This is a genomic window from Symmachiella macrocystis, assembly GCF_007860075.1.
GTDB classification, from domain to species: domain Bacteria; phylum Planctomycetota; class Planctomycetia; order Planctomycetales; family Planctomycetaceae; genus Symmachiella; species Symmachiella macrocystis.
On sequence record NZ_SJPP01000001.1, the window covers coordinates 3,376,824 to 3,389,568 of the forward strand.

A 12,745-nucleotide genomic window follows, 5' to 3' on the forward strand; every position below is an offset into this window, starting at 1 on the left:
AGTCCGCCCCCAGCAGAACCGGAGGCGGAAACGAATTCGGTAGGAACGCGGCGGATGCCGGCGCTATTTTTGGGGTTCAAGTTTTTTAAGAGCGTCTTGAGCGGCATTGCGGACGTCTTCATTGTCACTTTTGGCCGCTTTACGCAAGGCCCGCAGGACCAACGGATCGGTTCTCCCGGTTTCTGCTAGGGCATTGATGACCTGCACGCGGACCTGCGCGTCGGCATGATCCAGGCCGGTCCGCAGAATGGGGGCAGCCTCACGTCCAATATCGGAGTCGTCCGGCGAGATTTGTACCAAGGCCCAGGCGCTAACCAACCGCAGAAAGCGGTCGGATTCCCGGAGGTTTTTTCGTAATTCTGGAATAGCTTCTTTTGCTTCGGGGCCGATTTTACCCAGGGCAAATGCAGCGGTATATCGATTGGCGGCATTGTCATCGTTCAGTAGGCCGACAATGGTGGGGACGGCCTGACCAGCCGCCGGGCCGAGTTCGGCCAAGGTGACCAACAGTTGATCGCGGACCATTTCGTCTTCTTCGATGGCCAGTTGTTCGGACAGCTTAGGAACCGCTGAATTCGCTTTGGCGCCGATGCGTCCCAAGGCAGCAGCCACTTCGCGTCGGACCCTGGGCATTTCGCTGGAAAGGGCTTTGGTCAAGCGGGGGACGGCGAGTTGGATATACTTGTCGTTTGTGGGATCCAACGTGATCAGTGCATGAGCGCTTGCCAGACGGAGGCGGTCGTTATCTTTGACGATGGCGGTCCGTTCCAAAATGGGAATCGCCCGTTTTTCACCGATTTTTCCCAAGGCAAATGCAGCGGCCGGTCGTGCGGCGGCATCGGGGTCGTCCAGCAGGGCAATGAGTTTGTCAGAGGCCTTGCTGGCATCGGGGCCGATGAGTGCCAAGGCGACGATTACGTCTCGTTTGACGAGTTCGTTTTTATCATCGATCGCTTGAATCAAGTTATCAACAGCCGGTTTTGCGCCGGGGCCCATCTCGCCGAGAATCATGGCGGCCAACTGCCGCGAGTTTTCATCGGCCAATAATTTGGCAACGGCCGGTGCCGCCGGTGCGCCGATTTGGGAGAGGGCATTGGCTGCGTGAATGGCAACGGCCGGTTCCTCGGTTTGCACGGCGACGACCAACGCGTCGGAGCTGTCAGCAGCGTCGGGTCCCAACATTCCCAAAGCATCGGCGACGCTAATTTGAACACCCAATTCGTCATCGGATAAGGCCTTGATGAGTGCAGGCACTGCCGAATTGGAGTCGGGGGCCAGTTTCCCTAAAGCGGTAGCGGCATGAGCGCGGACCATGGGGGATTCGTTGGTTAGCGCCGTCGTCAGGCTTTCCACAGCAACGGGCGAAGCGACACCGATTTCGCCGATGGCGCGAATCGCGTGCCAACAGGCTCGCTCATCTTCTGCCGCGGCCAATTTTGCCAAAGCGGGCACGCCACTTTGGGCATCCGGTCCGATGTTGGCCAGCGCATCACTCGCCCGCCAGCAGACGGCGGGGTCTCCCGCTTCAACCGCTTTGACCAGTTCAGCAACAGCGACGGGTCCCATAGTTGATAACAGTCGCACCGCTTGACGCGATAGGTGTTCGTCCCCCGAACCCAATGCGGCGATGGCGTCGGGGAGAATCGCTTGCAGCGGTTCCGTGTCTTCGGGATTGATCCGCCACAGCGCGATGGAGGCGACAATCTTCAAGCGTTTGTTGGGACTATCCAGGAATTTTTGGATTCCCGGTTTTGCTTTCGCTGCGGCCGGGCCAATGGCCGCCAAGGCGTGCAAGGTTTCGTGATTGAGGGCCGGATCTTCCTTGTTGAGAAGGCTGATGAGCGTGGGGACGGCAGCGCGGGCTTCGGGGCCGATGCGTTGGATGGCAATCAGGGCTTCTTCGACGACTGTGCGGTCCTTATCCCGCAGCACAGCTGCCAGCGGCAAGACAACTTCCGGCGGGACGTTGGGCCGTTGGCCAAGTTCGATGGCAGCAGCGGCACGCACGGAGGGTTCCGGGGATTTCAGGTCGCGTAACAGGTCGGAGATACTGGCTTCTTCCGCATACGAGACGCTGCAGGCTGCCAATTGGATCGCTACGACGCTAAACATCAAAAATCGTCTCATTATTCGCTCCGCTTGCCAATTCCGAAGAAGGTGATTGCCTTGGCCGCCAAAGTTCCATAATATATATACGTAAACGGTGTGCGTTCATTCTACTCAGCGACGCGCCAATTTACAGTATTGTTTTCACGTATTTCAGTGTTGTGAAAAATTAAGTTGACGACAATCTCCTGATTTTCACGATCAGGGATGCGTCTGTGGAGACCTGTTTTTCCCATTCGCCTGGGACTTCGCAAGCGGATTTCGAAAACAGAATTCGGACCGTATCGCTTCTGGGAGAGGCCCAATGAAAAGTACCTCATTCGTTTTGCTGCTCGTAACCGGTTTTACGGGTGTTGCCATGCTCTGGAGTGAAAACTCCGCGCAAGCCCAATATCGAGTGCGGGTCGGCGGGGCTAGGCGGTGGTATCGCCCCGGCGGTTACGGGTATGGCGGCTACGGATATGGGGGCTGGGGTTGGAATTCTGGCGCCAGTACGGTCGCCGGCGGCTATGGGGAGGGGATGTCGCAAGTGATTCGCGCCCAAGGCCAAGCAAACAAAGACAACGCCGCGGCGCAGCTCACACGCGAAGAGGCCCGCACGAAGAATATCGAAAACAATAAAAAGGCGGCCGATACCTATTGGGCGATGAAGGACCGTTACCGTCAGCAAAAGGAAGAGGGATATCAACGGGACGCGGAACGGCGTGCCAAGAACCGCGCGAACCTCGAAAGCTCCAGCAACGGTCCCCGGTATCAGGGACTCGGCCCTGACGATTTTGATTCGGTAACCGGAAAGATTCTCTGGCCAGAAGTCTTGCAATCGCCCGATTTCGAGGAAGACCGCGCCAAACTTGACGATCTCTTTGAGCATCTGACTTTAACTGGTGGCGCTATGGGGGCAAAGACGAGCGATGAGATTAAGTCGACGACGGTCTCCATGCGAGAAACGCTCAAGCAACATGTCTCTAGCATGCCGAGCGCCGACTACATCGCCGCTCGAAAGTTCATTGACGGCCTCGCCTACGAAGGGCGGAGCTAGGTCGGCGTTTTCGAGAAATCTTGGTCGCGTGTCGCAAGTCGGTCAATAGGTGATCGCCGTCAGAAAGGCGGAGACCAGTTGGCGGTCGTTGTCGGAAATCTTTCCGCGAAACCGCAGTTTGAGCCGTCCGCTCTGCGTATGCCGTCCGGTGACGGTCAAGGTTCCTCGGTAATCCAGTACCGTGCGAAAGTAGTACTCCACGGACCGCTCATGCCCTTTGAGTGGTTCGCCAGAGCAGCGGATGACGACTGGTGTGATCCAGATGCGGAATTCGGGCAACAATCGCAGCAATGAGAGAATGATTGTTGCCGCGAATATAATCGCGAGGTCGTGTTCCATCGCCTTATCCCGCTGGGAAGCGGACATCTCCCTATCGGATGGTTTTCCGCGTTGTCCCGGAGCGCCACGTTGTTTCAGCCATGGGCGTTATCGTATAATCAACAAATGTGAAGAATCAATTCGTTTTTCACAGGGTTTTCCCCCGGTGACCTTCCCTCGCGTGTATTTTGAGGCATAACTCGCCTAAAGAGCGCAGTTTGGAATGAGTCGCTGGTCAGTCGAGAACGATCACAAACGGGGCGCGACGTTTAAGGTCCCTCACGAAACCGGTTCAAAGTTTTGATATCGGACATTATGAATTTTACGAATGTCGGCATCTACTGTTTCCTCGCCAGTTATCTCGTGGCGTTTGTGTTAGAAGCCACACGACTTTGGGGTCGCAGCAAAGCGAGCCGGTTGTTCGTCTTGCTTTTCGCTGCAGCGGGTTTGTGTGCGCATACGATTTATCTTCTCATGCGGAGCCGGGCGACCAATTTGCCGCCACTGGTTGGATCGCAACAAGATTGGATGCTGGTGTTGGCCTGGTTGATGGTGCTTTTCTACTTGGTCTTTACGTTTCTAGATGAGACATCAGCATGGGGAGTCTTTATTCTGCCGGTGGTGTTGTTGGTTGTGGCCTCCACGTATCTGGTGGGGGATGCTCCCAAACCATTATTGGCGGCACAACAAAACCTAAAGATGGTGCATGCCGGCTTACTCGTCATTGGAATTGGGGGGGTGACCATCGGTTTTGTGATCGGCATGATGTATCTGGTGCAACACCGACGCCTCAAACGCAAACATGGTCAGACGACCGGCTTGAGCATGCCCAGTTTAGCGCGGCTGGCGCGGTGGAACCGTCTGTGTGTCATGCTGAGTTTTCCGCTGCTGACCGCTGGAATGCTGACCGGTGTCGGTTTGGGGCTGTATTCCCAAAAGACACCCGAGCCGGTGCAGTTTCTTGATCCGGTGATTATTGGCTACGGCGTTGTTTGGTTGGTGATGGCGGTGCTCTTCGGCTGGCTGCTGCGCGCCAAACCGGCGGCGGGCAAACAGGTCGCGTGGATGACGATCTGGGGCTGCGGATTTTTACTACTCACGATCGTGGGCCTGCAGGTCTTGAATATGGACAGTTGGCATAGCTAGCTGCAACGAATGATGCGATTAAACTCACGCGAAACCAAGGCGTGTTCGGCGCGGCCGACACTTACGATGAAATTCTGGAGTCGGCGTTGAACCTGCAAGTCGTCTACTGTAGCCACCAAGGGTCGGATCTGACGTTGCGCGAGAAGCTCGCCATCTCGGAAGAAGAGAAGGTCCGCGCCTACGACCATTTGCGTTCCCAATTTCCGGATTCGGAATTCGTCGTGCTGTCGACTTGCAACCGCGTCGAACTTTACACCGCTCAAGAGTCCAAAGAGAATATTCCCACTCACCAACAACTGGCCGGTTTCTTCGCTGATTTTCATGCCATTCCGGTCGACGAGTTCTTCGACAACCTGCTGGAACGGACCGGGGCCGATGCGGTGCGGCATTTGTTCTCCGTCGCTTCGGGTGTCGACAGCATGGTGGTGGGGGAACCGCAAATCGTCAGCCAAGTTCGCGAAGCCTACGCCACCGCACGTGTCAATCAGGCATCGGGGCCGATGGCGAACGCGATGTTCGAGCGGGCCTTAAAGGTCGGCAAACGCATCCGCACCGAAACCGGCTTAGCTGAGGGACGCATCTCGATTGCCAGTGTGGCTGTAGGGGATTTCGGCAAAAGCATCTTCGACCGTTTCGACGACAAACAGGTGTTGGTGATCGGGGCGGGGGAAATGGCGACTGAAACGCTGCGGTATCTCAAGGAGGAAGGGGTCCGCGAACTGGTCGTGGTGAATCGCAGCGTCGATCGCGCACAGGAATTGGCCGATGAGTGGGGCGGAACGTATGTGGAGTTTGACCAACTCGACCGGTTGATGGCGATGGCGGATATTATTGTCAGCACCACCGGTGCGGATCGTCCGATCGTAACCCGCGATCGCTTTGCCGCCGTTCGCAAGCAGGGCGAGTACAAACAAGTCTTCATTCTCGACTTGGGCGCGCCGCGTGATTTTGAATCGTCCGTGGGCGACATCGACGACAATGTGTTTTTATATTGCATCGATGATCTGGAAGAGACCTGCGAAAACAACCGCAAGGTCCGGAAAAAAGAGATTGCCGCAGCGCAAAAAATCATCGACGAAGAGACCGACGAGTTTATGCACGCGGTCTATCACCGTGCGACCGGACCGATCATCCGCAACCTGCGTGAAAAATGGCGGGATGTGACCGACGAAGAACTCGCCTGGCTATTCGGCCGATTGGGCGAGATGGACGACCGCGAACGCAAAATCGTCGAGCAATGGGTTAACCGACTGGTAAACAAACTCCTGCACCCGCCGCTGGAAGCACTCAAAGAAGAAGCTCGCGAAGGCACCCCGCACGGTCTGATGGACGCGCTGAGGCGGTTGTTTCATCTGCGGGATTGATGCGTTTTTGCTACGGATTCGCACGGATAGCTTAGAGTGCTACGCGTCGCATCCAGCTGCTATTTATTGGTCGTTGAAGACTAACTCTTCGGTGAGTGGTGTGACTTGGGCGACGGCTTGATCGATTGTTATAACGCCAATCAGTTTTCCGTCGCTGACGGCCAGGACGCTGGCTCCGTGCCAGTCGGGGTCGATGGGCAGCGCGGGATCGATTTTCCAGCCCCCCTCCCCTGCTGAGAGTCGCGCTGCGGGGAGGGGAATGCGGTCTTTTTGTGTCGCTCCGACGATCAGGCATTCTTCGATAGCTGTGGGAGCGCGGAGGCGGTCGACCGGCCAGGCGTTTGAGAATGATTTGCCGACTGCGATTTCCGCCAGCGCGCCGTAGGTGCGGGTCGTGTCAGCGGAGATCGTTAACTTTTGGCCAGCGACTTCTAGTGTGGGTTGTTTCTCGATGGCATCGGTAGAAGGGGTGAGAAGGTCAGTCGGACCGATGAGACGATTGTCGGCTAGCGGCAGAACCCAACCTAGTTTTTCTTGGTCGCGTTTGATTCCCAAAGTCCGCACTTGCCAGAGTAACGTTGCCCGCAATGGTTGTGGCAGCGACATCCCTTCGGGGAGCAGGGCGGAGCCGACCGGGATGCTGGGTTGCCACGTTAGCCATTCGTCTTTGGCTTCGGCATGGTACAAAAACCGATGCCCGGTGGTGACGCGCTGGCCCGGGGAATCGGGTGTGGCCATCGCCACCGCACCGAGAGCGACGCTGGAGAGCGAATCGGCTTTGAAGTCGACGCCGGTGACGCCGAAATGGAAATCGATGCCGGTTTGATTCCAGAAGACGGTTTTTTCATGCACCAGTTCGCGATAGGCGGGTTGAATATAGGCGCGGGCTTCGACGGTGGTCGCATCGCTGGAGAGGCCGGCGGTCATCATGTGTCCGATGCGAATGCCGCGATACATCACCGGCACCCCGCGTTGCAGGCCGCCGCGATGTGGGGTGTAAAGGACGATTTCTAAACCACCCGGCTCCCGTTCGCTGGAAGGAGGGGCGGAATCCAGTCCGTGAAACTGTGTGAGTGGCTCGGTCTCGTTTGGTCCGGGGAGCACGGCGATATACCGGCCGCTGACGACCGTCTCCAAGCCGCGGATGCCGGTCAGGTCGATGTCGGGGCGGGCGACCCAAAATTGGCTGCCGACGCGCGCCAAGCGGCTGGCGTTGGCCAAAAGTCGCACCGCCACATCCACTCCGTTTTGATCCTCGTTGAGTTCAACAGCGGTCACTTCGCCGACCGCGATGCCGCGGTACTTGATCGGATCGCCGACAGAGAGTCCGTATCCTTGACGAAAGTGAATCGTGATATCGACGACTTCGGTGTCCAGCATCATCAGCGGCGATTCGGCGCCTGTGAATTCGACTTGTTTTTCTGCATCGGGGGGACCGGGCAGGACGCCGATGTATTTGGCTCCGACAACCGTTTCCAGACCACTCACGCGTCCCAAGCTGATGCGAGGCCGGACGATCCAGAATCGGCTTCCAGCACGGGCTAAGCCGACGGCGCGGGGTTCCATAGCGACGCGGACCGTGATGCCGGTCAGGTCCTTGTCTAACTCGACTGTAGTCACCTCACCGATGGCGATACCGCGATGTCGCAACAGGTCCCCCGGTTTGATGCCGTGTCCTTGTTGAAAATGGATCGCAATCTCCGGCCCTCGCGCGCGAACGGCTGAGACGATCAAATAGACGGCCAAGATCACACAAGCGGCGGTTAGCCACCACAGATGTCCGGTGGCGGCGCGGCGCCACCAAGTATTTGCGGCAGCGCGGATTTCTGCTTGAGGAAATTCGCTCGGAGCAGAAGGTGGATTGGTATTTGCTGGCTGTTCACTCATCGGTGACCTCCCAGATTTCATGTGGGTCAAAGGATAAGGAGGCCAGCATGCTCATGGCGACACAAGCGACGAATGCAAACACGGCGGGGCCGAAATGAAATTCGACGAGACTGCCCAATTTGACCAACATAACCAGAAATGCCAACAGCAACACATCCATCATGCTCCACTTGCCGGCCGTCTCCATGATGCGGTAGGTGACCGCCTTGTGTTTGCGGTGCATTAATTCCAGCAGGCTCAATTCGAGCAGCATGACAATTTTTGTGAGTGGAAAGATCACGGAGAACAACAACACGATTCCGCCGACGAAGAAGTTGCCGTGTGCAAACAATTCGATGATGCCGCCGATCAGGCTCGATTCGTGATGATGACCGAGTTTTTCGATTTCCAAAATTGGCAGAAAGATGGCCGGCCAAAAAAGTACGAATGCGCCCAGGGCGGCAGCTGTGGTGCGTTGCGCTGAGCGCCGTTCGTTTCCCGCACGGCAGATGGTGGCGCGACACCGCGTGCACGCGGCGACTTGTCCGGCAACCAAATCCGGCAAGCTGTGAATCATTCCGCAACAATGACACGCCCGGTAGGAGTTCATGGTTTCGTGCTGTCGTGAAGTGAATGAGAAATGAGATAACTTTCAGCGACTGTACCACGTTGGCCCGGTGCCGCCAAATAGCCAACGTACGGCAGTGTGGAGCGGTTCAAAATATCTCAAAACGGTCTGCGGTCAACTCAAAACTCGCCTCGACAGAAAAGGGGCATTTCCGTATTCTTCCGCCTCTTGAAAGCAACGGGATTTCCCTTTCCCATTTCGCGGCAATTTATGCAAGGATGCATACGTGATTTCCGCCTTTGATACGAAACGACGCGTCGTGGTAACCGGCGTGGGAGTTGTCAGTCCGCTTGGTAATTCGGTGGACGAATTCTGGCAAGCGCTCGTCGATGGCCGCAGCGGTATTGTCGCTGAAGAACCATCGCCGCAGGTCCCCATGTGTGCCGGGGTCGCCCGTGATTTTACTGGGGCGATCGATGATTTTGGTCCGCTGGAAAAGGGCCTCAAAAAGACCATCCGCAAAGCGCTCAAACTGATGAACCGCGAAACCCAGATGGGAGTCGCAGCCGCGCAACAGGCGCTCAATAACAGCGAGCTGCTGAGCGTTGGTTATGAGCCGGAACGCGTCGGGGTTTGTTTCGGCGCGGGCAACGTCTCGATGATGCCGCAGGACTTCGAAGCGGGCGTCCGTGCATGCAGCGATGCGGCGGGTTTTGATTTTCAGCGATGGGGGCGCGAAGGGCTTGATCAGATCGCGCCGCTGTGGTTGCTGAAATGTCTGCCGAACATGCCTGCATGTTACATGGCGATCTACAACGACTTGCGGGGTCCGAACAATTCGATCACACAGCGCGAAGCGGCAGCGAATCTGTCGGTCGCTGAAGCGTGTTATGCGATTCAAGAAGGGGCTGCCGATGCGATGGTTAGCGGCGCCACCGGTACAACCATTTTACCGTTCAATCGATTGCATGCGGAACTCGAAGGGCAAGTCGCTCTCGACACACAACATCCCGATGCCGTCTGTCGGCCGTTTGATCGCGATCGGCAGGGAGCGGTCATAGCCGAAGGGGCGGCGGCGTTGGTGCTGGAGGAATATCAAGCGGCCCTGGATCGTGGCGCTACGATTTTCGGCGAGATTCAGGGCGTCGGTTCGTCCTGCGTGGTCAGTCCAGGCCGGGTGGCCCAGCGGGATAAGGCTTTGGCCAACGCGATTGGCGCTGCTTTGCGAAAAGCGCATCTATCGCCGGATGACATCGGCCATGTTCACGCACACGGGTTGAGCACACATCGCTCGGATATAGAGGAAGCCAAAGCGATTCGCACGGTGTTCGGCGAACGGACGTCAAAATTGCCGGTCGTGGCCGCCAAGAGCAACACGGGCAATGCCGGTGCCGGCAGCGGCGCTTTGGAGTTGGTGGCCAGTTTGTTGGCGCTCAAAAAAGGGCGACTGTTTCCGGTTTTGAATTATGAAGAACCCGACCCACAATGTCCGGTCGCGCCGGTCCGTTCGGCGGATTGTGAGGCGGGAGAAAGTTTTGTGAATCTAAGCATTGTCGCCCAGGGCCAAGCAAGTTGTTTGGCGGTGGGGGCTTGTGATTGAGGTTTTTTAGCGGGTGGGGAAGTCGGTTGTTGTGCGGCCCTCGCCCCGGCCCTCTCCCAGAGGGAGAGGGAGTCATAGTGGGAATGGAAGCATGGGCATGAAACGACGCATTGTGATCACCGGTGTGGGTTGCGTGACTCCTCTGGGGGCCAGCACGGAGGAATTGTGGCAGGGATTGACGGCCGGACGATCTGGGATTGGTCCGTTGACGTTGTTCGATGCTGACAATTTTCCCGTGCGGATTGCGGCTGAAGTTCGTGATTGGGACTTGTGGGATGTCGGCGAAAACCCACGGCAATGGGAACATTGTCCACGGCAAACGACATTTGCTATCGGCGCGGGACTCAAAGCGGGACGGGCTGCATCGTTGGAAACATCGCGGATTGATCCGGTGCGCATGGGTGTCTATTTGGGTTGCGGCGAGGCCTTTGCGGATTTTGACCGGTTTACACAATCCATCAGCGGGGCCACGGTTGGCGGAGATACGACCGGCGAATTCAATAGCACGGCGCTACGGATTTTTGATCCACATGCGGAATGTGAATATGAGCCGAATTTGCCGGCGAGTCATCTGGCATCGTTGTTCGACGCGCAAGGCCCCAATTTCAATTGTATCGCTGCTTGCGTCTCTAGTACGCAAGCCATCGGCGAAGCGGCACGGTTGATCCGCCGCGACGATGCCGATGTCATGTTAGCCGGTGGATCGCACAGCACGATACATCCGTTTGGGGTGACCGGTTTTCAACGGCTCTCGGCGTTGAGTACCCGGAACGACGATCCGGCAACAGCTGTCCGCCCTTTTGATCGCGAGCGGGATGGTTTCGTAATTGGTGAAGGGTCAGCTGTCTTCGTGCTGGAAGAACTGGAACACGCGCGGCGGCGCGGTGCGGAGATTTGGGGAGAGGTCGACGGCTATGGGTCCTCGCAAGACGCGTATCGCGTGACCGATACGCATCCCGATGGCCGCGGTATCGCGACAGCCATTGGTCGGGCGTTGTACGAAGCGGAATTGAACGTCGAGGACATCAATTACATCAACGCGCACGGGACCGGCACGGTTCTGAATGACAAGATCGAAACGTTGGCAGTCAAACGAGCCTTTGGCCGACAGGCGCATTCGGTGCCGATTTCCAGCACAAAAAGCATGCTGGGGCACGCGACCACTGCTTGTGGCGCAATCGAGGCAGCGGTTTGCTTGTTGGCGATCAAACATGGGGTCGCCCCACCGACGATCAACTATTCAACTCCTGATCCGGAGTGCGATTTGGATTATATACCCAACATCGCTCGCGAAATTGATTGCCGGCACGTGTTGAGCAACAGCATCGGATTTGGCGGCCAAAACGCGGCGCTGGTCCTCTCACGCTTCGACGAAGCCTCATCCACTGCCACAGTTCGCTGGGCCGCTTAACGATCAAGCCGACAGTGACACCCCTGTAGTGGTCCTTCAAAACGGGCAAGCAATCACATGCCGACCGGCACTAAAACAACTGTCAATTCTCCTGAATGGATTACGCGGCTCGCGGAACATCGCGGTACGAATGCAGCAGGGACGCGCGCGATCAGCACTGCCGCAGTCATCGGTGCAGGAGTGATGGGACGCGGCATTGCTATGGCCAATGCGCGGCACGGTATTCGTGTGATGTTGTCGGATACTTCGGAGGAAGCCGTCGCGCATGGTGTGGCGGATATCCAAACGCATGTGGATTCTACGTTGATTCGCGGCAGCCAAGCAGCGGAAGAGTTGGCTGCGGCGGATTTGGTGATCGAAGCGGTCATCGAACGGCTGCCGGTCAAACGTCGCGTCTTTAAGAAACTCGAGTCGCTCGCTCATGAGCAGACGATCTTTGCGTCCAATACGTCCAGTATTCCCGTGACCGAGATAGCGGCGAAATTGACTCGACCACAGAATTTCGTCGGACTGCACTTTTGCCATCCGGTGGCGGAGCGGATGTTGTTGGAAATCGTGCGTGGTGAACAGACGAGCGATGAAACCATTACCGTTGCGATCGACTATGCCCGCGCGATCGGCAAGCGGCCGGTGGTGGTCGGTGACAGTCCGGGGTTTGTCGTCAATCGGTTGCTGACACCGTACCTGAATGAGGCCTTGGAATTGTTATTAGAAGGGGCGGAGGTCGGTGCGATTGAATCCGCCGCGACCGAGTTCGGTATGCCGATTGGACCGCTCACAGCGATTGATGCAATTGGTATCGACGTCGCCTTGCGAGCCGGGACCACGATCTACGACGCGTTTCCTGAGCGGGTGGTGACCTCGGAACTGTTGTTGATGCTATTTCAATCCGGACAGTTTGGCCAAAAGACCGGCAGCGGCTTTTTTCAATACGACGGGGATGTGGGCGGTGGGACCCTTTCACATTCCGCGGAACAGTTGATTCACGAGCGACGCCGCGAACAACGTGCGTTCTCACGCGACGAATTGACTGCGCGGCTGATTCTGCCGATGCTGACCGAGGCGGAGTTGGTTTTGGAAGCGGGGCTGGTTGCGAGTCCGCAGGACATTGACGAAGCGTTGATTCACGGTATCGGTTTTCCTGAAGCGACCGGCGGATTATTGCGCTGGGCCGACGGGGTGGGGCTGGCCACGATTCTGGAAATGCTGCGTCCGCTGCGGCGGTTAGGGCCGCGATATGTGGCGGGACGGCAGATCGAAGCGTTGGCGGCGGCGGGGCGTGGGTTTTACCAATAGCGGCGGCTGGTCGTTGATTCGGACGAGGTCT

At 57.2% G+C, this 12,745-nt stretch carries 10 protein-coding genes; 6 read left to right on the top strand and 4 right to left on the bottom strand.

Features of this window, described 5'->3' with window-relative positions:
- Positions 1-63: 63 nt before the first annotated feature.
- Positions 64-2,127 carry a HEAT repeat domain-containing protein gene (locus CA54_RS13075; RefSeq protein WP_146371183.1) on the bottom strand — a complete coding sequence of 688 codons (2,064 nt, stop codon included), beginning with the start codon at positions 2,125-2,127 and terminating at the stop codon, positions 64-66.
- Positions 2,128-2,410: 283 nt separating this feature from the next.
- Here CA54_RS13075 and CA54_RS13080 point away from each other — a divergent pair, with 283 nt between their 5' ends.
- Positions 2,411-3,145: a hypothetical protein gene (locus tag CA54_RS13080; RefSeq protein WP_146371184.1), complete on the top strand. Its 735-nt coding sequence runs from the start codon at positions 2,411-2,413 to the stop codon at positions 3,143-3,145.
- Positions 3,146-3,187: 42 nt separating this feature from the next.
- Here the strand turns inward: CA54_RS13080 and CA54_RS13085 are convergent, their stop codons facing one another.
- Positions 3,188-3,484: a hypothetical protein gene (locus CA54_RS13085; RefSeq protein WP_146371185.1), complete on the bottom strand. Its 297-nt coding sequence runs from the start codon at positions 3,482-3,484 to the stop codon at positions 3,188-3,190.
- A gap of 294 nt (positions 3,485-3,778) precedes the next feature.
- Between CA54_RS13085 and ccsA the strand changes: the two genes are divergently transcribed.
- Both ccsA and hemA read left to right on the top strand, forming a co-directional pair.
- Positions 3,779-4,609 (top strand): cytochrome c biogenesis protein CcsA, encoded by an 831-nt coding sequence (ccsA, locus tag CA54_RS13090; RefSeq protein ID WP_146371186.1) that lies wholly within the window; start codon positions 3,779-3,781, stop codon positions 4,607-4,609.
- A gap of 41 nt (positions 4,610-4,650) precedes the next feature.
- Positions 4,651-5,973, top strand: coding sequence for a glutamyl-tRNA reductase (gene hemA, locus CA54_RS13095; RefSeq protein ID WP_231963050.1), 1,323 nt, complete (start codon positions 4,651-4,653; stop codon positions 5,971-5,973).
- A gap of 63 nt (positions 5,974-6,036) precedes the next feature.
- Here the strand turns inward: hemA and CA54_RS13100 are convergent, their stop codons facing one another.
- Both CA54_RS13100 and CA54_RS13105 read right to left on the bottom strand, forming a co-directional pair.
- A complete protein-coding gene (locus CA54_RS13100; protein WP_197532430.1) occupies positions 6,037-7,860 on the bottom strand; it encodes an MlaD family protein in 1,824 nt (607 codons plus the stop codon).
- Entirely contained in the window at positions 7,853-8,404 is a 552-nt protein-coding gene (locus tag CA54_RS13105) for a paraquat-inducible protein A (protein ID WP_197532431.1), read from the bottom strand. Before CA54_RS13105 ends, CA54_RS13100 begins: the two co-directional genes overlap by 8 nt.
- Before the next feature lie 289 nt (positions 8,405-8,693).
- Between CA54_RS13105 and CA54_RS13110 the strand changes: the two genes are divergently transcribed.
- The 3 genes from CA54_RS13110 to CA54_RS13120 all read left to right on the top strand — a co-directional run bounded on the left by CA54_RS13110 (position 8,694) and on the right by CA54_RS13120 (position 12,714).
- Positions 8,694-10,007 (top strand): beta-ketoacyl-[acyl-carrier-protein] synthase family protein, encoded by a 1,314-nt coding sequence (locus CA54_RS13110; RefSeq protein ID WP_146371189.1) that lies wholly within the window; start codon positions 8,694-8,696, stop codon positions 10,005-10,007.
- Between the two features lie 97 nt (positions 10,008-10,104).
- On the top strand, positions 10,105-11,418 hold the full coding sequence (locus CA54_RS13115; protein ID WP_146371190.1) for a beta-ketoacyl-[acyl-carrier-protein] synthase family protein: 1,314 nt from the start codon (positions 10,105-10,107) through the stop codon (positions 11,416-11,418).
- 57 nt (positions 11,419-11,475) lie between these two features.
- On the top strand, positions 11,476-12,714 hold the full coding sequence (locus tag CA54_RS13120; RefSeq protein ID WP_146371191.1) for a 3-hydroxyacyl-CoA dehydrogenase NAD-binding domain-containing protein: 1,239 nt from the start codon (positions 11,476-11,478) through the stop codon (positions 12,712-12,714).
- The last annotated feature ends 31 nt before the right edge of the window (positions 12,715-12,745 follow it).